At 57.6% G+C, this 22,613-nt stretch carries 19 protein-coding genes; 6 read left to right on the top strand and 13 right to left on the bottom strand.

Going from position 1 to position 22,613, the window contains the following annotated elements:
* Window positions 1-5 precede the first annotated feature (5 nt).
* The 3 genes from ACVDG4_RS17090 to ACVDG4_RS17080 form a co-directional block, all read right to left on the bottom strand.
* Window positions 6-1,643, bottom strand: a complete 1,638-nt coding sequence (locus ACVDG4_RS17090; RefSeq protein ID WP_447235997.1) for an ABC transporter permease — start codon at window positions 1,641-1,643, stop codon at window positions 6-8.
* 72 nt (window positions 1,644-1,715) lie between these two features.
* Window positions 1,716-2,816, bottom strand: a complete 1,101-nt coding sequence (locus ACVDG4_RS17085; protein ID WP_133949395.1) for an extracellular solute-binding protein — start codon at window positions 2,814-2,816, stop codon at window positions 1,716-1,718.
* An 82-nt stretch (window positions 2,817-2,898) separates the two neighbouring features.
* Window positions 2,899-3,993, bottom strand: coding sequence for an ABC transporter ATP-binding protein (locus ACVDG4_RS17080; protein WP_447235996.1), 1,095 nt, complete (start codon window positions 3,991-3,993; stop codon window positions 2,899-2,901).
* Between the two features lie 527 nt (window positions 3,994-4,520).
* On the opposite strand from ACVDG4_RS17080, the gene ACVDG4_RS17075 reads away from it, so the two are divergent.
* From ACVDG4_RS17075 to ACVDG4_RS17065, 3 genes are all read left to right on the top strand, one after another.
* Window positions 4,521-5,399 (top strand): substrate-binding domain-containing protein, encoded by an 879-nt coding sequence (locus tag ACVDG4_RS17075; RefSeq protein ID WP_447235995.1) that lies wholly within the window; start codon window positions 4,521-4,523, stop codon window positions 5,397-5,399.
* A gap of 19 nt (window positions 5,400-5,418) precedes the next feature.
* Window positions 5,419-5,886: a tRNA (N6-threonylcarbamoyladenosine(37)-N6)-methyltransferase TrmO gene (tsaA, locus tag ACVDG4_RS17070; RefSeq protein ID WP_447235994.1), complete on the top strand. Its 468-nt coding sequence runs from the start codon at window positions 5,419-5,421 to the stop codon at window positions 5,884-5,886.
* An 88-nt stretch (window positions 5,887-5,974) separates the two neighbouring features.
* A complete protein-coding gene (locus ACVDG4_RS17065) occupies window positions 5,975-8,086 on the top strand; it encodes a 3-hydroxyacyl-CoA dehydrogenase NAD-binding domain-containing protein (RefSeq protein WP_447235993.1) in 2,112 nt (703 codons plus the stop codon).
* Between the two features lie 199 nt (window positions 8,087-8,285).
* Here the strand turns inward: ACVDG4_RS17065 and ACVDG4_RS17060 are convergent, their stop codons facing one another.
* The 9 genes from ACVDG4_RS17060 to ACVDG4_RS17020 form a co-directional block, all read right to left on the bottom strand.
* Window positions 8,286-9,074 (bottom strand): SDR family NAD(P)-dependent oxidoreductase, encoded by a 789-nt coding sequence (locus tag ACVDG4_RS17060; RefSeq protein ID WP_447235992.1) that lies wholly within the window; start codon window positions 9,072-9,074, stop codon window positions 8,286-8,288.
* Entirely contained in the window at window positions 9,067-10,092 is a 1,026-nt protein-coding gene (locus ACVDG4_RS17055) for a phosphotransferase family protein (RefSeq protein ID WP_447235991.1), read from the bottom strand. Before ACVDG4_RS17055 ends, ACVDG4_RS17060 begins: the two co-directional genes overlap by 8 nt.
* 10 nt (window positions 10,093-10,102) lie before the next feature.
* A complete protein-coding gene (locus tag ACVDG4_RS17050) occupies window positions 10,103-11,335 on the bottom strand; it encodes an acyl-CoA dehydrogenase family protein (protein ID WP_447235990.1) in 1,233 nt (410 codons plus the stop codon).
* A 10-nt stretch (window positions 11,336-11,345) separates the two neighbouring features.
* A complete protein-coding gene (locus ACVDG4_RS17045) occupies window positions 11,346-12,332 on the bottom strand; it encodes an NAD(P)H-dependent flavin oxidoreductase (protein WP_447235989.1) in 987 nt (328 codons plus the stop codon).
* Between the two features lie 37 nt (window positions 12,333-12,369).
* Window positions 12,370-12,858: a MaoC family dehydratase gene (locus ACVDG4_RS17040; RefSeq protein WP_306147955.1), complete on the bottom strand. Its 489-nt coding sequence runs from the start codon at window positions 12,856-12,858 to the stop codon at window positions 12,370-12,372.
* Window positions 12,855-13,676, bottom strand: a complete 822-nt coding sequence (locus tag ACVDG4_RS17035; protein ID WP_447235988.1) for an SDR family oxidoreductase — start codon at window positions 13,674-13,676, stop codon at window positions 12,855-12,857. Before ACVDG4_RS17035 ends, ACVDG4_RS17040 begins: the two co-directional genes overlap by 4 nt.
* On the bottom strand, window positions 13,673-15,298 hold the full coding sequence (locus tag ACVDG4_RS17030; RefSeq protein WP_447235987.1) for a long-chain fatty acid--CoA ligase: 1,626 nt from the start codon (window positions 15,296-15,298) through the stop codon (window positions 13,673-13,675). The genes ACVDG4_RS17035 and ACVDG4_RS17030 overlap by 4 nt, the downstream gene beginning before the upstream one ends.
* A gap of 306 nt (window positions 15,299-15,604) precedes the next feature.
* The gene (gene yegS, locus ACVDG4_RS17025; RefSeq protein ID WP_447235986.1) at window positions 15,605-16,513 is read right to left on the bottom strand and encodes a lipid kinase YegS; all 909 of its coding nucleotides are present in this window, start codon (window positions 16,511-16,513) and stop codon (window positions 15,605-15,607) included.
* Window positions 16,514-16,541: 28 nt separating this feature from the next.
* Window positions 16,542-17,465, bottom strand: a complete 924-nt coding sequence (locus ACVDG4_RS17020) for a LysR substrate-binding domain-containing protein (RefSeq protein ID WP_447235985.1) — start codon at window positions 17,463-17,465, stop codon at window positions 16,542-16,544.
* Between the two features lie 167 nt (window positions 17,466-17,632).
* On the opposite strand from ACVDG4_RS17020, the gene ACVDG4_RS17015 reads away from it, so the two are divergent.
* Window positions 17,633-18,850: an acyl-CoA dehydrogenase gene (locus tag ACVDG4_RS17015; protein WP_133949421.1), complete on the top strand. Its 1,218-nt coding sequence runs from the start codon at window positions 17,633-17,635 to the stop codon at window positions 18,848-18,850.
* A gap of 53 nt (window positions 18,851-18,903) precedes the next feature.
* Entirely contained in the window at window positions 18,904-20,085 is a 1,182-nt protein-coding gene (locus ACVDG4_RS17010; protein WP_447235984.1) for an NAD(P)/FAD-dependent oxidoreductase, read from the top strand.
* 27 nt (window positions 20,086-20,112) lie between these two features.
* Here ACVDG4_RS17010 and ACVDG4_RS17005 read toward each other — a convergent pair whose 3' ends face one another.
* Window positions 20,113-21,054: an N-formylglutamate amidohydrolase gene (locus ACVDG4_RS17005; RefSeq protein ID WP_447235983.1), complete on the bottom strand. Its 942-nt coding sequence runs from the start codon at window positions 21,052-21,054 to the stop codon at window positions 20,113-20,115.
* A 371-nt stretch (window positions 21,055-21,425) separates the two neighbouring features.
* Between ACVDG4_RS17005 and ACVDG4_RS17000 the strand changes: the two genes are divergently transcribed.
* On the top strand, window positions 21,426-22,604 hold the full coding sequence (locus ACVDG4_RS17000; protein ID WP_447235982.1) for a pyridoxal-phosphate-dependent aminotransferase family protein: 1,179 nt from the start codon (window positions 21,426-21,428) through the stop codon (window positions 22,602-22,604).
* The last annotated feature ends 9 nt before the right edge of the window (window positions 22,605-22,613 follow it).

Here is a 22,613-nt window from a genome sequence, read left to right as displayed (position 1 = left end):
GTTCGTCACCCCAGCTTCACGTTGTCGATGCCTACGATACGATCATAGACCATAAAGAGGAGCAGCACCGCGACGAGCAACAAAGTGCCGAGTGCTGCGGCAAGACCCCAGTTCAACGAACTGGAAATGTGGAACGCAATCCGGTTGGAGATGAAGATACCGGATGTGCCGCCAACCAATTCTGGCGTGATGTAGTAACCGATCGATAGAATGAACACGAGAATCGCGCCAGCTCCGATGCCTGGGATTGATTGCGGAAAATAGACGCGCCAGAAGGCAGTCCAGTCATTCGCCCCAAGGCTCTTGGCCGCGCGCACATAGGATGGCGAAATTGTCTTCATCACCGAATAAAGCGGCAGAATCATAAAGGGCAGCAGGATGTGCGTCATGGCGATGATCGTGCCCGTCTGGTTGTTGATCATCACCAGCCTGTTCGCGTCCGCTATTATCCCTATCCAGACAAGGAAGTCATTGATCACTCCTTGCTGTTGCAGAAGCACTTTCCAAGCGGACGTCCGAACGAGAAGCGATGTCCAGAACGGCAACAACACCAAAATCAGAAGCAGGTTGGAGTACCTGAGTGGCAAGGCTGCCAGCAAGAACGCGATCGGATACCCCAATAGCAGGCACGACACCGTAATCATGATCGAAAGCAGCAACGTGCGATAGAACAGATAAAGGTAGATCCGTTCATCTTCCGGCTTCAACTCGACACCGGTTGGTGTCAACTGCGCATCAGCCGCAGACAGGAAATAGCCGGATGTAAATTTGGGGGCAAATGTCTTGATGACCGCCCAGTTTTCAGCACTTCCCCAGTCATCATCCGCGTCGATGAACAACTCTTTGATGCTGACTGTTTCAAAGTTTGGGGCGGCAGCTGCCGCTTGGCCAACGAGTGTCGCCGTTTCTCCGGAAAACGCAGATGCGGCGTCCGGGTTTGCGATCAGGTCCTGATATAGTGCCTTATAGACAGGGACCCAGGGATCTTCCTCCATAGGACTGTCGCTGTCTTCCGTCTGGATGAAGCGGGCGAATGCGCCGTAAAGATCTGCCGTTACCGGCAAGGCATTGCGGGCCGCATCCGACACCACAAAAGCCGGTTCCGGGCCAGATGGATTTGCTGCCCAGGTTTCTTGCGCTGAGATCCACTCAGGCGTTCCAAACATGGTCGCCCAGGTCACTGGCTCTTTCCAGGCTGCATTCAGGTCGATCAGCTGATCGGCGTAAACTTCTCCGAAATCGTCAACGCGCCGTCCAGTCCGCCTGAACATGGACGAAAGACCCGTCTGTTCATAGTTGAGGCGGGTTCCAAGCTGCGTATGACGCTTGTTTTCAACGGCAATAATCAGATCGTACAGGAGCGCCTTGTAGACGTCTTCGCCGGGTGCTTGTCCCGATGCCTCATCCCACTCCTCCAGCGCGACCACTGTCCGCGGCAGTGTCTCGGAAACGATCTCGTTTTCGACAGACCGGAACAACATATCGATGATCGGCGCGACGAAGGTGATCAGGACAAAGATCAAGAGGGGCGCGATCAATAGAAATGACCGCAGCTTTTCCCGCCGAAGCGCGCGCGCAAGCGCGGCTTTTAACGGTTTTCCGTCTTGCGTCGTCAACACCTGGTCAGAGGTGGTATCGCTCATGCAAACTGACTTCCGTGAAAAGAAAAGAAGAACGGACGGGGCGTACCCCGTCCGCAGGCCTCAAAAGGCCAATTATTGTGCGAGCCAGGCCTGGAACTTTGCGTCCAGGTCATCGCGGTAATCCGCCCACCACTCATAGTTATAGAGGAAGGTGTTTTTGGCGTTTTCCGGATCGGTCGGCATGTGCGGAGCCATGTCGATACCCAGCGATGCGTGCTGACCAACCAGCGGTGCGGACGACTTACGTGCCGGACCGTAGGAGATGTATTTTGCCTGGTCGGCGAGACGCTGTGTATCGGTCGCGAACTTCACGAAGTCCTTGACGCGCGCAAGGCGCTCTTCAGACAGACCGGTCGGGATGATCCAACCGTCAAGGTCGAACACCTGAGCGTCCCAGAGCATTTTCACCGGCTGCTTCTGCTCTTCGATCAGAGCAAAGAGACGGCCGTTGTAGGTAGAGCCGATGACGACTTCGCTGTCAGCCAGAAGCTGCGGGGTTTCCGCACCAGCAGACCACCAGACAACGTTGTCCTTGATGGAATCAAGCTTGGCGAATGCACGGTCCTGACCTTCTTCTGTTTCCAGAACGTCATAGACGTCTTCCTTGGCAACACCGTCACACAGGAGTGCCCACTCCATGTTGTTGATCGGACGCTTTTCGAGCGACCGCTTGCCCGGGAAAGCTTCGAGATCGAACACATCACAGATGTCGTCCGGCTCTTTGCCGCCCCAGTCGGCAACATCAGTGCGATAACCGAAGGTCGTGGAGTAAACGATCTGCGGGATGAAGCACTCGGAGACGAGAAGGTCGCCGAAGTCATCAGATGCAGAGGTGCCGTCCGGTGCCGCCGCAAGGTCGGTGTCCGGATCGATTTCCATTGCAAGGCCTTCGTCGCACAGACGGATGGCGTCAGATGCAACAACGTCAACGAGGTCCCAGGTGATGTTCCCGGCTTCGTTCATCGCGCGCAGCTTGGCAACAGCTTCTGCAGACGACTCGTCCCAAATAACATTCACTTCCGGATGCATTGCTACATAAGGATCAGCATAAGCAGCCTTTTGAGATGCTTGATAAGCACCGCCCCAGGATACCAGCGTCATGTCTTCCGCAGTTGCTGCGCCACCGGCCATAGCCAGGGCAGTTCCTGCAAGAACCAATGTCTTGAGCTTCATGTTTGGTAGCTCCCTCTTTTAGGATTGAACGGTTTTCTTCCGTCGATCTCGCTAGCGGCCGAACACCGGCCGCCCTGCGACTTTAGACAACAGCGTCGAGCGCTTTGCAGTCATTCAACGCCCAGCCCACAGGGACTGTTTCGCCGACATGCAGCTTGCGCTTCTCTCCGCGGTTGCGAACTTTTACAATGAACTCATCATTGCCAGCCACGTTCATGCGAACGCGGATGTGGTCACCCAGATAAATGAGTTCTTCGATCCGGCCATTGACAATATTGTCCATGCTGTCGTGGGTGTCGAACTCGACACGCTCAGGACGGAGCGACAATGTGGTCTTGTCGCCAACAGAGCTGACGTTCACACGGTCGGCTTTGAGTTGCGTTCCGTCACCAAGCTCCACACGGCACTCTTCGCCCTGGATATCGATGACCTTGCCATTGAGCTTGTTGTTCTCGCCAATGAACTGCGCCACGAAAGAGTTTTGCGGATCTTCGTAAAGATCGTCCGGCGTGGAGAGTTGCTGAATGACGCCATCATTGAACACGGCGACGCGGTCCGACATCGTCAACGCTTCGGTCTGGTCGTGCGTCACGTAAACAACAGTCACGCCGAGATTTTCATGGATGTGCTTGATCTCGTACTGCATCTGCTCGCGCAACTGCTTGTCGAGCGCGCCGAGCGGCTCATCCATCAAAACGAGTTCCGGGTCGAACACCAATGCACGGGCAACGGCCACACGCTGCTGCTGACCACCGGACAGCTGCGCCGGGCGCCGATTTCCGAAACTTCCAAGCTCCACCATGTCGAGCGCGCGCTGAACCTTTTCTTCCTGCTCCGCTTTGCTGACGTTTCGGACCTGAAGCGGAAAGGCAAAGTTTTCTGACACTGTCATGTGCGGGAACAAGGCGTAGTTCTGAAAGACCATACCGATCCCGCGCTTGTGCGGCGGGACATTGTTAATCGGCCGATCGTTAAGATAGATTTCGCCGTGAGTTGCCGGTTCGAATCCTGCCAGCATCATCAGGCAGGTGGTTTTGCCAGACCCGGACGGACCAAGCATGGTCAGAAATTCGCCCGGCGGGATATCCAGATTGAGATTTTTTACGACAAGGCTTTCGCCGTCATAGCTTTTTTGAACGCTGTCATACTTAACAGCAGCGCCCCGATTATTCGCCATTTTGTCCCCAAGTCTGGTTTGTTTGTTTTTATCAGCCTCAGCGATTTCCGACCGCACCCCTCCGTGCCGCCTGTCTTCGTTTCAGCTGTGAGCGGTAGCAAAACAAAAATCAAAGCCCTTTGAAAGGGGGGACATCAAAAAAAACTAATATTTTTTAATCACATGCTGATTGAATATTTTGCAGCGCGAAACAACTTCGGCAGAATTGCTGAGCCAAACAATGATCAAAAAACACCTATTGTCCAACTGCATTTCCAGCGATCTAGAACGCTCTAAGGATCCATTAGCGGCAGAAAGACCAAACGTTTATGAGCGCGTTCAAAACATACTAGATCGATTTAAATTTGCGGCAATGCACAACAACACTGCCTGCCCCTGTTCCGGCTGTGTGATCGTCCTTATTCAGGTGAACTGATGTTCAGCACGGTCAACCCAGCGGATCTCCAGCCTAGGCCTTTCGGCCGCTGACACCCCTGTGCAAGTCTTTGAAACTCCGCTAAGTTCAGCTTCCATACATGGGGATTGAAGTGCCACAAAGCGCCGGACAGCAACCTGACTATCTGACGACCCGCGAGGTCGCCGACCTGTTGCGGGTCAAGGAGCGCAAGGTCTATGATCTTGCAGCTGCTGATGAAATCCCGCACAGACGCATCACCGGCAAACTTCTGTTCCCGTCTTCCGAAATCCGCGCATGGATCGAAGGCTCCGGATCTCTTGTACCGGAAGACCGGCCTGCCGTGATCACCGGCTCGCATGACCCCCTGCTGGACTGGGCAATCAGGGACTCAGCCTGCGGCCTTGCCACCTTGTTCAATGGCAGCCGGGAAGGTCTTGACTGTTTTGCCGGCCACCGGGCCGCCCTGTCAGGGCTGCATATCCCCGAACAAACCGGCTGGAACGTTGCTTCTGTTTCCGAACTCGGGGTTACGGATGCGGTGCTCATCGGCTGGGCCATCCGCAAACGCGGGCTTTTGGTCTCAAGCGACGCGGCCCATGACATTCATTCGGTTGCCGATCTCAAAGGCAAGCCCGTTGTGCGCCGTCAACCGGGTGCCGGTGCAGCTGCTCTTTTTTCACGGCTTCTGGAAAAGGCCGGATTGAGCGAAGAAGATCTTCAGGCTTCGAGCGGATATGCCTACACCGAGAGTGAGGCGGCCGGGGCGGTTGCCAGCGGGGATGCGGACGCAGCACTTGGCGTTGAAGCCATGGCCAAACAGTACAAACTCGGATTTGTCCCGCTAACCGATGAACACTTTGATCTTTTTATCGACCGGAAGTCCTACTTCACTGATCCCGTTCAGCGGCTTTTGAACTTCACCCGGACGCAGCAGTTTCAGGACAAGGCCGCCAATATGGGCGGCTATGACCTCTCTCCGCTCGGCCGCGTCCGCTGGCTCTCTCCTTGAACGCAACAGACAGATCTTTATGACCGATATTCGCCCTCACGAAGTGTTCGTCCCGACTACGCCGCCCGAAGATGCCGAGCTGCGCTATATCGGGCGGATCCACACGCCTTGGCTCGAGCGCAAGGAGTGTCCGCGGCGCGGCGATCCTGATAACGGGCCGGATTGCCGGATCGAGGTGTTCGAGCCATGGGTCCCGGCGCTCAAAAACATTGAGACCTTCGACAGCATCGAGGTGCTGTACTGGCTTGATCGTGCCCGGCGGGATCTGGTGATCCAGAACCCGGCACATACCGGAGATGTTCGTGGTACCTTTGCGCTGCGCTCGCCCAACCGGCCCAACCCCATTGGCACCTCGCTGGTCAAACTGATCTCCGTCAACGGTCCGTTGCTGACCGTGCGCGGGCTTGACTGCCTCAACGGCACCCCTCTGATCGATCTGAAACCCGATCGGTGCGCCTTTACGGACAAACCGCGGTCCGGCGCGTAGTTCAAACGCGCTTACCCCGTTGGGTGGCTTGACAGACGTTCGTCAAGATTGCCAATGCTTGTCGCAACAATCATACGGGAGAAGCTCAATGGATACGCCGGTGCAATCCGCAGCCAGCAAAGTGAACGACGTAGTTTCCGTCGAAAAACACGGAAATGTCGCGCTTGTCGCGCTCAACAATCCTCCGGTCAACGCTGCTTCCCATGCCTTGCGTCAGGGCATCCATCAAGCTGTTTCAGACTTGCAGAAAGACCCCGGGATCAAGGCCATTGGCTTCTACGGCGAAGGCCGCACCTTCATTGCGGGCGCGGATATCCGTGAATTCGGAAAGCCGCCGCAGGACCCTTGGTTGCCGGACCTATGCAATTTCCTTGAAAATTCTGAAACGCCTATCGCTTGCATCATTCATGGTACGGCTCTGGGCGGCGGCCTGGAAGTTGCCATGAGCTGCCATGCGCGCATTGCAGTTCCCAGCGCCAAGGTCGGGCTCCCGGAAGTCACCCTTGGCATTCTGCCGGGCGCGGGCGGCACCCAGCGCGCACCGCGCCTTTCCGGCGTTGCTGCTTCTTTGGATATGATCACCAGTGGCAAGCCGATTTCGGCGCAAAAGGCGCTAGAGTCCGGGCTAGTCGATGCCGTCGAAGAGGGCGCGCCACGTGACCTTGCGCTCAAAGCGGCGCAGGCCCTTGCAGAAGGCACGTTGAGCCATCGCAAGACCGGCGACTTGGCGACGGTTGCCGATCCGGACGCCATAGAGGCCTACCGGCAGAAACTGCAAAAAACCCAACCGCTTTTGTTCTCACCGCACAAGTGCGTGGATGCGGTTGAAGCCAGCACACTGCCGCTGGCCGACGGCCTTCTAAAAGAGCGCAGCCTGTTCCAAGACTGCATGGAAAGCCCGCAGCGCGCCGGTCTGATCCATGCCTTCTTTGCCGAGCGGGCTGTGTCAAAAATCCCGGAAGCCAACGAAACACCCCGCCAGATTGCAAAAATCGGAGTGATCGGTGGTGGCACAATGGGTTCCGGTATTGCGACCGCGTGTCTCTTGGCCGGGTTCAATGTCACCTTGACCGAACGTGACCAGGGCGGGCTCGACCGAGGCCTCGCGACGATTGCCAAGAACCTTGAAGGTGCCGTCAAACGCGGCAAACTCGCGGCCGACAAACGCGATCAGATACTCTCCGGCAATCTGTCCTCCGCAGTCGAATTGGGTGCCTTGTCAGAAGCCGACCTCATCATTGAGGCCGTGTTCGAAGAGATGGATGTGAAGCGCAGCATCTTCACCGAGCTCGACAAGGTGGCAAAGCCGGGCGCGGTGCTTGCCTCCAACACCTCCTATCTCGACATCAATGAGATCGCCTCCGTCACCGGCCGTCCGCAGGACGTCATTGGCCTGCATTTCTTCTCGCCGGCCCATGTCATGCGGCTGCTGGAAGTGGTCGTCGCCGACAATACCGCGCCGGACGCAGTGGCGACCGGTTTTGCTCTTGCCAAAAAACTGAAAAAAGTCGCTGTCCGGGCCGGGGTCTGCGATGGCTTCATCGGCAACCGTATTCTCTCCTTCTACAAGAAGGCTGCGGATTACATGATGATGGACGGTGCTTCTCCAGAAGAAGTCGATACGGCCATGACCGATTTCGGGTTCGCTATGGGCCCTTATCAGGTTTACGACCTCGCCGGTCTCGATATCAGCTGGGCGACCAACAAGCGCCGCGCGGCCACCCGGCCAGCGGAAGAGCGCTACATCCCGATCCTCGACCGGATCTGCGAACAGGGCTGGTTTGGTCGCAAGACCGGCAAGGGCTTTTACATCTACGACGAGACTGGTGCCCGCCCGAACCCGGATGCCCTCAAAATCATTGATGAAGAACGGGCCAAAGCCGGGATCACACCTCGCAAGTTCACGGCAGAAGAGATCGTCAGCCGGTTCATGACCGCGATGATTTCCGAGGCAATCCGCGTTCTTGAAGACGGCATCGCGCTCCGGCCAATCGACATCGATGCGGTTTATCTCTTCGGCTACGGCTTCCCGCGATTCCGTGGCGGGCCGATGCACACAGCGGACCAGATCGGCGCGGCGGAGCTGGTCAAGCGCATCGAAGGCTTCGCCAACGAGGACAGCTACTATTGGCAGGTTCCGGCTCTCCTGCGCCAAATGGCCGAGACCGGTGGAACGTTTGCTGAAAGGAACAACGGCTGACGTCGAGTCTTCTGAACCGGCTGGAACTGACCTGTCATCGTAAACATTTGTCATCCCGGTCGAAGCGCAAGCTGAGACCCGGTATCCAATCGTTCGCAGAGCCGCCAGAAAATTGCTCGATATCTGCGGCGAGCTGAAATGAGAGTAGATCCCGGATCACGTCCGGGATGACCATCAAGGAAAAGCTGGTCTTAATAATTCACACCGCGGTCAAGCCGCCGTCGACCGAAATGGCCTGACCGTGGACGGCCGTGTTGTTCGGGTCTGCGAGCCACAGCACTGCCGAGATCACTTCTTCGGACCGGATGACACGGCCCATCGGGCTGCGTTTGGTAAAGGCCGAATCGATCTCGCTGGACGGCCTGTTCTGGCTTTCCGCCAAGGCTTCGGAAAAGGTCTGGTACATCGCGGTTTGCGCAAAGGACGGGCAGACCGCGTTGATCCTGACGCCGCTGCGCCCCGTCTCGTCGGCAGCCGAGCGGGTCAGTCCAACCACGGCGTGCTTTGAAGCAGCATAGGCCGACAACATGCCGGCCCCAACAAGCCCGGCGGCTGAGGCCATGTTGATGATGGCGCCGCGCCCGGCCTTGGCCATCACCGGGATCTGATATTTCATGCCCAAAAAGACACCGCGCACATTCACCGCAAACATCCGGTCGAGATCCTCGACTGCGAGCTGCGTCAACGGTTTGAGATCGTGACAAATACCGGCGTTGTTTAAGGCAACGTCAAGCGAGCCGAAGCGCTCCAGGATTTGGTCAATATGCGCTTTGGTCTGGTCTTCATTGCCGACATCATAGGCCTCGATCAGAACATCTGCGCCCGAATCCTGAAGCTCGGTGCAGATTCGTTCCAGCCCGCTTTCGTCGCGGTCCGACAGAGCCATCCGCGCACCAAGCGCTGCAAATTTGCGGGCAGCTTCGGCACCAAAGCCACCGGCAGCCCCGGTGATCATGACCGTTTGGCCTGTAAAACGCTGATCAGCCATGCTGGATAGCCTCCAGGCCGCCCTTTGCAAAACCCGGGACCGCCTTGCCGAGCCTCAGGCCCTGCTCCGGGTTCGAGGCGTTGCCGTCAAGCGCACGTTTTTTGACGCCTTGCAGGATCGCGCCCATGCGAAAGAAGCAGAACGCCAGATAAAAGCCGAAATCTGGAATGCCGGAGATGCCCATGCGCTTACAATAGGCTTCCACAAAAGCCTGGTCGTCAGGAATACCGAGCGTTTTGCGATCAACACCGGCAAGACCCCGGCCTTCTGCTCCCGGCGGACAGCGCCATTGCATGATGAGGGCTGCGAGATCCGCAAAGGGATGGCCGAGTGTCGACAGTTCCCAGTCGAGCACCGCGACACACTCCGGACTGTCTTTCGCGAACAGCATGTTGTCGATCCTGTAGTCGCCGTGCACCAACGTGCGCCGGCCATCGTCTTCCGGAATGTTCTGGTCAAGCCATGCAATCAGCTCGTCCATGTCCGCAATAGTCCCGGTTTCGCTCGCCCGGTACTGTTTGGTCCAGCGGTCAATCTGGCGGCGGTAGTAGTTCCCCGCCGGGCCATAATCGGCCAGGCCAGCAGCCTCCAGATCCACCGAATGAATTGCAGCAAGCACCCGGTTCATTTCGTCGTAGATTGCCGACCGGGTAGTAGTATCAACGTCCTGGATCCGGGGATCATCAAAGTTCCGCCCTTCGACCAGATCCATGATGTAAAAGGCCGAACCAATCACATCATCGTCCTCACACAAAACATGCATCCGGGCGACCGGAACATCCGTTGCTGCGAGGGCCTTTTGAACCCGGAACTCCCGGTCAACGGCGTGGGCGGATTTCAAAAGCACACCCGGCGGTTTTCGCCGCAACACATACGCGCCGGAGGGCGCGGAAAGTCGGAACGTCGGGTTTGACTGCCCCCGGTTGAACTTTTCTGCCGTCAACGGCCCTTTGAACCCCGGCAGGTTTTGCTCCAGCCAGGATGCCAGTCGCTCAAGATCCAGTGCCGCAGTGGTCATTAAACGAACCTCACCCGGCGTTGGTGTATTTGCGAAGCTCGACCCGGGCGACCTGACGCCGGTGGACCGCGTCCGGCCCGTCGGCAAAGCGCAGGGTTCTCAAATGCGCCCACATGCTGGCCAGCGGGAAGTCCTGGCTGATCCCGGCGGCCCCATGGACCTGCATCGCCTCGTCGACAACTTTCAGCGCCATCAGCGGTGCGATCACTTTGATCTTGCTGATCCAGGGCTGCGCTGCACGGGTGCCTTGCGTGTCCATCATCCAGGCTGCTTTCAGGCAGAGCAGGCGCGCCATCTCGATTTCCATGCGCGCATTGGCGATGATGTCGTGGTTGGCCCCGAGATCCGCGAGTTTTTTGCCAAACGCTTCCCGGCTCAGCGCCCGCTTGCACAGGAGTTCCAGGGCCCGCTCCGCCTGACCGATCGCCCGCATGCAGTGGTGGATCCGGCCTGGGCCGAGACGTCCTTGCGCGACTTCAAAGCCGCGCCCCTGACCCAGAACGAGATCGGCTTCCGGTACCCGCACGTTGGTGAAACGGATGTGCATATGGCCGTGCGGTGCATCATCGGTATTGAAAACATGCATCGGCCGCAGGACTTCCAGTCCATCCGCATCGGCCGGGATCAGGAACATGGAATGGCGGCTGTGCTTATGCGCGTCCGGGTCGGTGCGCGCCATCACGATGTAAAGCTTGCAGCGGCTGTCGCCGGCCCCGCTTGCCCACCATTTTTCACCGTTCAGCACCCATTCATCGCCGTCTTTCACGGCAGACAAAGCGATGTTGGTGGCATCCGAAGACGCTTCGTCCGGCTCTGTCATCAAGTAAGCGGAGCGGATATCGCCGTTCAGAAGCGGTTTCAGCCAGCCGTCTTTGTGTGCTTGCGTGCCATAGCGCTCCAGAACCTCCATGTTGCCGGTGTCCGGAGCATTGCAGTTGAAGACTTCCGCCGCGATGCCGACCTTGCCCATTTCCTCGGCAAGATAGGCGTATTCCACTGTGGTCAGGCCAAAGCCGCGCTCGCTGTCCGTCAGCCAGAAATTCCAGAGCCCGCGTTCCCTGGCCTTGGCCTTCAGCCCTTCCAGGATTTCGATCTGCCGGTCGGTGTGCAAGAACCGGTCACCGGAGGGATGTTTGCCGACTTCCTCATGGTATTCGGCATCCAGCGGCGCGATTTCGGTTTCCACCATGCGGCGCACCTGCTCGATCAGCGGGCGCACCCGGTCCGTAACTCCAAGATCCATAACCTATTCCTCAACAAATCTCGGCGCGCATCCGGGAGATGGCTGCCTTGTATTCCTGTTCCAAACGATTGACGACCTCGGCAGCCGGACCGACGGATTTCACCGCATTGATCCCTTGACCGGCACCCCAAATGTCCCGCCAGGCTTTCGGTAAATCATCACCATCCGGCAGGATCGACGGCTTCCAGTCCGTCGGTAGATTGTCCGGATCGAGGCCTTCCTTGGTGATTGATGACCTAAGGTATGTGGCCGGATGGCCGGTAAAAACAGCTGTCGTGATGACATCTTCCGCACTGCCTGCAACCATCATGTCCTTGTAGACATCCGCTGCATCCGCCTCATGTGTTGCAACGAACGGTGAGCCGACATAACCGAAGTCGGCGCCGAGGACTCGCGCGGCCAGCAGCGCCTCTCCGGTCGACACAGCGCCACCGGCAAGGATCGGGCCGTCGAACCACTCCCGGATTTCACGGATTAAGGCAAATGGCGATTGCGGTCCGCCATGCCCGCCAGCGCCTGCACACACGGCAATGAGACCGTCGGCACCCTTTTCGATCGCCTTTTTGGCGTAGGTGTTGTTGATCACGTCATGAAGCGCAATGCCGCCACAGGAATGAGCAGCTTCATTAACATCCACCCGCGCGCCCATCGAAGTAATCCAGATCGGAACCTTCCAGCGAACACAGATTTCCATGTCACGTTCCAGACGTTCATTGGTCTTGCGCACGATCTGGTTGACCGCAAACGGGGCTGCCGGATTGTCCGGATTGGCCTGGTTGTGACGGTCGAGTTCCTCGGTGATTTCCTGAAGCCAAGCTTCCAGCATGACCGGACCGCCATCTTCATCGCGTGCGTTGAGCGCCGGGAAACTTCCGATCACACCCGCCTTGCACTGGGCAATCACCAGCTTGGGGCAGGACACGATAAAGAGCGGCGCCGCGACGACCGGCAGCCGCAGATTTTGCAGAGCCTTTGGCAGCTCGCGTTTTTTAAGCATTTCGCCTCCCAACAAATGCCTCCCCAACTCGCACGGCTTAAAGTGCGCCAGTCTCCAGATAGAACCGGTTGAGCCAATCCGCCGACAGGGCCGGACGGCTCTCGCCCTCGATCTCCACGGTCGAGGCCCAGGTGATATCCAGTTCGCCAGGCTTTACCGCTCTGACGTCTTTCAAGACAAACCGGCCCCGGATGCGGGATCCGGACTTCACTGGGCTCAAGAACCGGACCCGGTCAAATCCATAATTGATCCCCATGGTCATACCCCTGATTTTGGGCTGCGCCTCGAGGCCCATGGCGGACAAAAGAGACAGGGTTAGAAAGCCATGCGCGATCGTTCCGCCAAAGGGTGTCCTGGCAGCAGCCGCCGGGTCGACATGAATGTATTGATGATCCCTGGTGACATCCGCGAAGGCATCGATCATGGCCTGATCGATGAGATGCCACGATGACACGCCGACGTCCTTGCCGACGAGACCGCTCAAGGCCTCGACAGGCAGGTCAGTGTCATCCAGATCCGGGATCAACTATAGGCCTCCTGAAACAGGTCCGGACCGGTTTCCACGTTGATGCCGCCGCTGACCGGAATAATCGCTCCAGTGATGTAGCCGCCGCCTGCCCCGCAGAGAAACTGCAGGATCGCTGCGATGTCTTCAGGTTTGCCAACACGGCCAAGTGGCACTTGCGCCCCCACCCGGCTGCGGGTGTCTTCGTCTGCAGTTGCAAAGGCCGTCATCTTGCTGACAAACGGTCCGGGAGCCAGAGCGTTGACGGTGATCCGCTTGTCCGCAAGTTCCTTAGCCAGGATCCGGGTCAAGTGATGGACAGCTGCCTTAGACGCGGCATAGCTGTAGGCCCGGTCGCCATGCGGGGTTTCGCCCATCACCGAACCGACATTGACCACCCGAGCTGGATCGTCATCCGATGCAGACGCTTCCAGCATCGGCAGCAGGCTTTGGGTCAGATGGAAGAGGCCGGTCACGTTCAAGCGCATCACCCGGTCCCAAGCTTCATAGGGGAATTGGCCGAGCGGCATGCCCCAACTGGTCCCGGCATTGTTCATCAGAATGTCGAGCTTATCGGTGCGCTTTCCAATTTCAGATGTGAGTGCCGCAATACCGTCCTCTGTCGCGACATCCCCGCCGAACCCTTCCACCTTGCCGGAATAGCCCAGCGCATTGAGATCCTCGGCTGCCCGAAGGCAAGCCTCCTCCTTGCGGCTGGCAATGAGGACCCGTGCGCCAGCTGCGCAGAGGCCCTCAGCGGCCATGCGGCCGATGCCGGTTGCCCCACCTGTGACAAGGGCTGTCTTGCCAGCGAGACTGAACAGTTTATCCGGGGTCATGCTGCGCCTTCTGCGAAGTTTTTGCGGAGGGTGAGTTTGGATACTTTGCCGGTCGCCGTCAGCGGGAGCGCATCGACATAAACGACGTCATCCGGCAACTGCCATTTGGCAAAATGCTCGCCCAGCATCTCAAGAAGTTCGTCCTTTGGCGGCGGCGCATCGTCGTCTTTCGATTGAATGATTAGGAGCGGGCGCTCGTCCCACTTTGGATGCGGCACGGCAATCACGGCGCAATTGGCAACGCCGGAATGGGACATGACGATGTTTTCCAGATCGAGCGAGCTGATCCATTCCCCGCCGGACTTGATAAGGTCCTTGGACCGGTCGGTGATAACCAGGAAACCGTCGGATGTAATCGCAGCGATATCCCCGGTGCAGAACCAGCCTTCTTCGTCAAACACCAGTTTTGAGGCTTCCGGATTCTCAAAATAGCCCGACGTAATCGAGTTTCCGCGCACATAGAGATGACCCGGCGTCTTGCCGTCATGCGGTAGGCGGTTGCCCTCATCGTCGACGATTTTGAGATCGACACCAAAAACCCGCCGCCCCTGGGATTGTTTCCGGTCAATCCGGTCCTTCATGCTCCAATCGTCCATGCGCGGCGGCAGATTGCCTTGCGTACCGAGCGGGCTCATTTCGGTCATGCCCCAGGCGTGGCAGACATTAACACCCTGCTTTTCAAACCCCTCGATCAGGGAGCGCGGCGCGGCAGACCCGCCGACGACGATATCGCCAAGGCCATCAGGCAGCCGGCCACGCTGGTTGATTTCATTCATGAGACCGAGCCAGACCGTCGGAACGCCCCAAGCGGAAAACACCTTCTCGCCCTCCATCAGATCGTAGAGGGATTTGCCGTCCAGCGCGCCGCCCGGGAAGATCATGCTGGCGCCGGACAGCGGCGCAGAATAGGGCAGCCCCCAGGCATTGACATGAAACAGTGGGACAACCGGCAGAATACGGCTGCCTTCCTGTAGAACCTTCGGGAGAGTTACGCACAAACTGTAGGCGTGCAGGACCGTGGACCGGTGGGAATACAAAGTCCCTTTTGGATTGCCCGTTGTGCCGGAGGTGTAGCAGAGGCCTGCGGCAGTCTCTTCCGGGAAATCCGGCCAATCCATGTGATCGGGCTGACCGCCCAGGATCTCTTCATAACAGAGAACACCCTCCAGTGATGTTTCCGGCATATGCGCCCGGTCGGTCATGATGACGACACGCAGATCGGCAGGCAGGTGTTCGCGCAGCTTCTCTATGATCGGGACAAAGGTGAGATCAACAAAAAGCAAACGGTCTTTCGCGTGATTGATGATGTAGATCATCTGCTCTGCGGAGAGCCGCGGGTTGATCGTATGGCAGACCGCCCCAATCCCGGAGATACCGTAATACAGCTCAAAATGGCGGTATCCGTTCCAGGCAAGGGTCGCGATGCGATCCCCGACTTCGATCCCCAGCCCCTGCAGGCCATGCGCCAGTTGGGCAATACGTTTAGCCGTTTCACCGTATGTGGTCCGGTGAATATCACCTTCGGTTCGTACGGAAACGATTTCGCTGTCCGGAAAGGTATCAGCAGCAAAAGTGATGAGGTCCGCAATTTTCAGCGGACGATGCATCATCTGTCCCTTCATGTGTTTCCTCCCAAAAACACCAAAGTTGATTTCATGCGATCATAGGCAGGTTTTTCAGACCAAGACAAACTTCTCATTGAGAAAAATGACCTTCCGCAACTGCAGCTTAGCTCTTTGCCGTATGTCCTCTTGTCTGGAGCACGCCCTTTGGAACTCTTGGCCTGACTTGCGCCCAATATCTACCCGAACGGCTGTCAATTACATCGACGCTTGATCGCCTCATATCCATCATTAAGGCCGATCATTCCGCGCCGCACTTCTACTAAGGACCGTATTGATTTTCACAGAAAGCCCGCTAACGGTTCGCTAGCGTATCATTTCAATTCGCGCCGGATGGGTCTCGATTTCCAGTTGGGAGGCGTGCAGCGGCTCGCCATCGAGGTTCACCTGGACCTGGTTATCTGCCTCGATCCTCAGCGACTTCACTTTGCGCATAATGGCAATTTCCGGAATACGTTCCGGGTCCCCCTCAAGCACGATGGACAGGAACTCTGTCACTCGGTTTCGATCCGGCATCGGCAGAATGGTGAGGTCAAGAAATCCGTCATCCAGTTCGGCTGTTGGGCATAACCTTATCCCGCCGCCGGCGCGGCGGCCATTACCGATGGCAAGCGCCATGAACGCGCCCTCCCACGAAAACCCATCGGTTTCGATCCGGCCTTCGCAGGCGGCAAGCTCTGAAAACCGGTTGATCCCGGTGAAGAGATAGGCGGCCCCGCCCAACAACTTCTTCAGGTTCGGATCCGTTTCCGCGGTCACCCTCGTCCCAAAGCCGCCGGTCGCCATGTTCACGAAGACACGGCCATTCACAGTTCCAATGTCCGTTGGCTTGGGTTTGCCTCTTGCGGCAAAGCGGAAGGATGAGACGATGTCCGATGGGTCCAGCCGGATGTGATGGGCGAAGTCGTTGGCGGTTCCGAGCGGCAAAACCGCGAACGCAAACGAGGGCTTTTCCTCCGCCTCAAGTCCATCGAGAACACCGTCCACCACAGCATGAATTGTTCCGTCGCCGCCGCCGCTCACCAGAACATCGATCTTCTTGTCCTGATGCTCTTTCAGAGCCTCGAGAGCAAACCGCTCGGTATCTCCGGCCTCATAAGTAACGCGCACCGAGACTTCGTGACCCATGTTCCGAACCGCATCCACAGCAGCACGGACATCGGCCCGGCCTGCAGATTTACCGTTTAGAATCAGACGCAAGTGACGTTTGCTCAAAGGACTCTCCAAATACAATCGGCCTGGATCATCCAGGCAACATCGTCTCCCGGTCGGTTCTCGCCGACCGGGCTTCCTCAGCCAGCCACTTGCGGAAGGCCGCAACGACTGGGCGCATGGTCCGGCCTTCCGGATAGACAAAGAAGTAAGCTGTTTCGTGCTCCGGCGGAACATCAAACAAACGCACCAGTCGGCCGGAAGCAAGCTCCTGCTCGATAAAGAAGCGGGGGATGAGCGCGGCGCCCGCGTGGTGGATCGCAGCTTCCGTAATCATGACAAACTGCTCGAACCTGGCACCTTGGAAAGCCGCATCCGTTTCCACACCGGCACTTTCAAACCAGTGCCGCCAGGCCAGTGGACGGGTCGCCAATTGCAAACGTGGCACCCGCGTCAAATCCTCCGGCACACGGATGTTATGCCGGTCCCGAAAAACGCGAGAGGCAACGGGGATGACTTCTTCGTCAAATAGTTGTTCGGCAATTGCCCCCGCCCAGACGGGATCCCCATGGTGGATGGCGCCATCGAAAGGCTCTTCGTCGAAATCGAAAGGCTGCAGCCGGACGCTCAAGTTCAGACCCGCGTCCGGATATCGGCGGATAAAGTCGGCAATACGCGGCGCCAGCCAACGAGTGCCGAATGTTGGCAAGACCGCAAGATTGAGTACATCTGCGCTGCCTGCAAACGACATTACCTGACGCGTGGCGAGCGTCATTTGTTCCAGAGCGCCCCGGATATCATGAAGGTATAGCCGCCCGGCATCAGTCAGAACGATCCGCTGACGTACGCGGCGGAACAACTCCACACCCAACCGGTCTTCGAGCTGACGCACCTGTTTGGAGACAGCGCCTTGGGTCAGGTGCAACTCTTCCGCTGCACGGGTAAAGCTGAGATGGCGGGCCGCACACTCAAACGCGATGAGGGTGTCCGCGGGCGGCACAAATGCCCGTTTCATACCTTGCGAACTTCCTAGTTCATTCCATTTGGTAATGAATGATGGAGGAGAATTCGCTTTTCCGCAAACATAAATCAGGCAACTCTGTCTGAAACAGAATGACATGCCTTGAATAAGGCGCCTTGAAACGATTGCGGCCAGCACCTGTTTGGCCCGGGAGATCTGTTATGAATGCACCGGCAAATGTGAAATCAGCCCCAGCTGGCGGCGGCGTTTTCGACTGGCAAGACCCATTCCGTCTTCGCGATCAGCTGAAAGAGGACGAGCAGCTGATCATGGACACGGCCCGCTCCTACGCTCAGGACAAGCTGCTGCCGCGGGTCATCGAGGCTTATCGCGAAGAAAAGACCGATCGCGAAATCTTCAACGAAATGGGTGAACTCGGCCTGCTGGGAGTTACCCTGCCGGAAGAATATGGCGGGGCAGGCGCCTCTTATGTTGCTTACGGTCTGGTTGCCCGGGAAGTTGAACGCGTTGACAGCGGCTACCGCTCCATGATGAGCGTTCAGTCCTCCCTGGTGATGTACCCGATCTACGCTTACGGATCTGAAGAGCAGCGGAACAAGTATCTGCCGAAACTCGCCAGCGGCGAATATGTCGGCTGTTTCGGACTTACAGAACCGGACGCAGGATCTGATCCGGCCGGTATGCGCACGCGCGCTGAAAAGATCGACGGCGGCTACAAGCTGACCGGCTCCAAGATGTGGATTTCCAACTCGCCGATCGCGGACGTTTTTGTTGTTTGGGCAAAGTCCGAAGCTCATGACGGCGCAATACGCGGCTTTGTCCTGGAAAAAGGCATGAAGGGTCTGAGCGCCCCGAAAGTTGGTGGCAAGCTGTCGCTGCGTGCATCCATCACCGGCGAGATCGTGATGGACAACGTGGAAGTTGGTGAAGATGCCCTGCTGCCGAATGTATCAGGTCTGAAGGGCCCGTTTGGCTGCCTTAACCGGGCCCGCTACGGCATTTCCTGGGGCGCGATGGGCGCCGCCGAAGACTGCTGGACTCGCGCACGCCAATATGGCCTCGACCGCGAGCAGTTCGGTCGTCCACTGGCACAAACCCAGCTCTTCCAGAAGAAACTCGCCGACATGCAAACCGAAATCGCTCTTGGCCTTCAGGCTGCGCTTCGCGTCGGACAGCTGTTCGATGCCGGTCAAATGGCTCCGGAAATGATTTCCATCGTCAAGCGCAACAACTGCGGCAAGGCCTTGGACATCGCCCGCCAGGCCCGCGACATGCATGGCGGCAACGGGATTTCCGAGGAATACCATGTCATGCGCCACGCCCAGAACCTGGAAACGGTCAACACTTATGAAGGCACGCATGATGTTCATGCGCTGATCCTTGGCCGTGCCCAGACCGGCTTGCAGGCATTTTTCTAAGAATTGACTTTTGAGGCGGGCCGTTTGGCCCGCTTCCTTCTTCTGGGGGCCATATGACGCACCAAACCGCGGATGTCGTAATCCTTGGCGGAGCCGTCATGGGCTCTTCCGTTGCCTGTCATCTTGCCCAGCGCGAGGACTTCTCAGGACGCATTATCGTCGTTGAGGCAGATCCCTCATATGAGATATGCGCCTCTGCGCGCTCGGCAGCTTCCATCCGCCAGCAATTCTCCAGCGCGATCAACATCGAGATCTCGCTCTATGGCATAAAGTATCTCCGGGAAATCGGTGCCCAACTCGCGGTGGATGGCAACCGCCCCGTGATTGACCTTCATGAAGGCGGGTATCTCTTTCTGGCAACGCCGGACAAGCAACACATCCTCCAGGAAAACCACCAACTGCAACAAGAGCTGGGCGCAGACATCGGATATTATGATGCAGACGGCCTTGTAGCGAAATTTCCATGGCTCAACACGAGTGATCTGGCTGCAGGGTGTCATGGCCTCACGGGAGAAGGCTGGTTCGACGGCTACGGCTTGATGCAGGCCTTCCGCAAGAAGGCCCGGTCTCTCGGCGTAGATTATTTTTCCCGAAAAGCGGCAATTGAGAGAGAGGGCGCTGGGTACTGGTCTGTGCGCCTCCCCGATGGGGCCACTGTCTCAACACCAATCGTGGTCAATTGCACCGGGGCCTCCGGCGGTGCGGACATTTGCCGCCAGGCCGGGATTGATGTGCCGATCGTTCCGAAAAAACGGTGCGTGTTCACGTTCGAATGCCGGGATGACCTTGCGAAATTCCCGCTTCTCATCGACCCGACCGGGACATATGTCCGCCCGGAAGGCACAGGCTATATCTGCGGATCCGCACCGCCCGAAGATCAAGATCCGGACGCGACTGACTTCGATGTCGATTACGGGCTCTTTGAAGAACACATCTGGCCCGTTCTCGCCAACCGCGTGCCCGCCTTTGAAGCGATCAAGCCCGGTGCTGCTTGGGCCGGCACCTACGATATGAACCTTTTTGATCACAATGCGTTTTTGGGCGGCGTTGCAGGCGTTGACGGGTTCTATATGGCGCTCGGTTTTTCCGGTCACGGGCTGCAGCAATCGCCTGCCGTCGGACGTGGCTTGTCAGAGCTGATTGCTACGGGCACTTATCAAACGCTGGATCTCACACCGCTGGCGTTCGATCGCCTGGCTGCCGATCGTCCGATTGTCGAGAAAAACGTCGTCTGAGATCTTCTCCCTGCGGACAACCAGCTTCTATTCGGCAACCTGGAGCATTGTGGGTGGCTGGCCAGGGCGTTCGCCTGCAGGCCCATGGGTGTCATTGGCTGCTTCGTCTTCCGTCGGAGGGCTCACAGTTGCCTCCTGTTCTTGAGCAGCCGACGGATGGCTTGGATAAGACTGATTGTTCTCCATTCGCGCCCAGTCAATGGCCCGTGAGAAAGTGTCCTCAAGCAAGCTCCCCAAGCGCTGCACCCGGCTCTTGTCTGGCTCGAAGGGCGGCGATTCGTGGCGCAAATAGGCTCGCTGGGCAATCAAAAGTGACAAGGCGTGAAGGCCGCGCTCCGGCCGGCCATAGGTCCGCGTCAAATGACCCCCTTTCAAAAGTTCATCGACACCGACCGTGTATCCCTGCTGGCTCTTGAAGGAGCCGACGACCAGGTTCAGCAAATCGGGATCGCAGGCCGTCCCTTCTGCACTGCCAACACTGATGACCGGCAGGCCTTTGTCCGTCACGCCCTTGATATGAGATCGCATGGATTGGCAATCGATTACGATCACCTTGCGGTGCATCCTGGACAGCCGGGACACCTGCTGCTGTACAGCTTTTTCGAATGGCCTTGCAAACAAAAGGACCCGTTGTTCGACTTCGGTTGCTCCCGGCTCCTCTCCATCCAAATAGATGCGCTTGCCGTCGAGGGTGGTCACCGGACAAAGCGCAGTCTTCGGGTCTTCAGAAGCGCTCAGAGGAGTTTCCAAATCGCGATCAAGGTCAATGACATACCGGGAGATGGTTGAGCGGATGATTGTTGCATTGAGATCGGAGGATAACCGCAGGACGTCCTCAAGACGCCAGGACAGGTCCGTCTGCAACCGACCAGTCGCATTCAGCCGTTTTCCGATCACTGCCGGCACATCTGTACCGGTATGCGGCAAACACAAAACAAGAGGGCTGGCCCCCTCTTCGACCACAATCATACTGCACCGCCCAGTTGACGATCTTGTCCAGCGACCAGCTTGTATAATTTCCTTTACGGAAACAAGACAGATTCCGAAGAAACAAACCCTGAATTTGTCTTACGAAGCAATCACAGCCCTTCCGGCGATTGAACATTGGCACCTGCGCGACCGAAATAGCCACAAAAGGCTCGACTTTCATCTCCTTCATTCATCATTTGGCTCTTTTTTGCCCCCGACTTGCATCTATGCTTCCATTGGAGCAAGAAACATGCACTCTTGACCGATGGCCTCTGGCGCGCAATTGTGAAGACTGACCCGCCCGGCCCGTCCGGCCGCACTCATTTCAGCTCATTCGGGGCTAAGCCCCTGCATTTAAAAAGGATGCCGCCATGCCGCTGCGATATGGCAAGGAGTTTTTGATGATTCCGGGACCAACCAATGTCCCTGAAGAAGTTTTGAGGGCCATGCATCGGCCAGCGATCGACATCTATGAAGGCCCCTTGCTGGAAACCACGGACGCTTGCCTTTCCGGCCTGAAACAGCTTTTCCGGACAGAAGGCAAGACGTACATTTACGCGGCCAACGGACATGGCGCCTGGGATGCCGCCCTCACCAACACACTCAACCGCGGTGACAAGATCCTGGCGCTTCATTCCGGTTTGTTTGCAGCCGGTTGGGGAGAGGCGTCAAAACTCCTGGATCTGAATGTCGAGGTTCTTCCCGGGACTTGGCGCACAGCGGTCGATCCGGCCAAACTCGAGGCGCGTCTGAGGGAGGATACCGAACACGAGATCAAGGCAATCCTCGTTGTTCAGGTTGATACAGCCTCCGGGGTCTGGAATGACATTCAGGCTCTGCGAAGAGCCATTGATGCCGCCAAGCACCCTGCCCTTTTCATGGTCGACACCATCGCATCGCTCGGATGTATTCCCTTCGAAATGGATGAATGGGGGATCGACGTCGCCTTGACCGGTTCTCAGAAAGGATTGATGTCACCGCCAGGCCTTTCCTTTGTCGCCGCCGGGCCAAAGGCAGACAAGGCGCACGAAACCGCAAATCTTCGAACCAACTATTTTGACTGGACGTTCCGGCAAGGCCCTGTTCACTACCAAAAATACTGTGGCACGCCGCCGGAGCATCTGCTGTTCGGGTTCCGGAAAGCGCTCGATCTTGTGTTCGACGAGGGTCTTGAGCAGGTTTGGAACCGTCATAAACTCTTGGCGGATGCGACCAGGGCGGCCGTAAGCCAGTGGGCCAAAGGCGGTGTTCTGGAATTCAACATCGAAGATCCGCGCCACCGCTCCGACAGTGTCACGGTGGTTCGGCTCAAGGATACGGATCCCGAGCCACTGCGCGACTTCACCAAGGAAGTTTGCGGCGTCACCATCGGAGGGACAATCGGAGAGCTTTCCAATGAAGGCATCCGGATTGCCCATATGGGTCACGTGAACGCTGTCATGACGCTCGGTACGCTGTCCGCGATCGAGCTCGGTCTTGCGAAGCTTGACATCCCTCATGAAAAGGGCGGCGTTCAGGCCGCGATCGACACTCTGGCCGGGGCTCTTTAGAGCGCCCCG

This window comes from Roseibium sp. MB-4 (genome assembly GCF_053005265.1).
The sequence above is the reverse complement of the archived record's forward strand: the minus strand, read 5'-3'. Positions and strand labels throughout refer to the sequence as shown.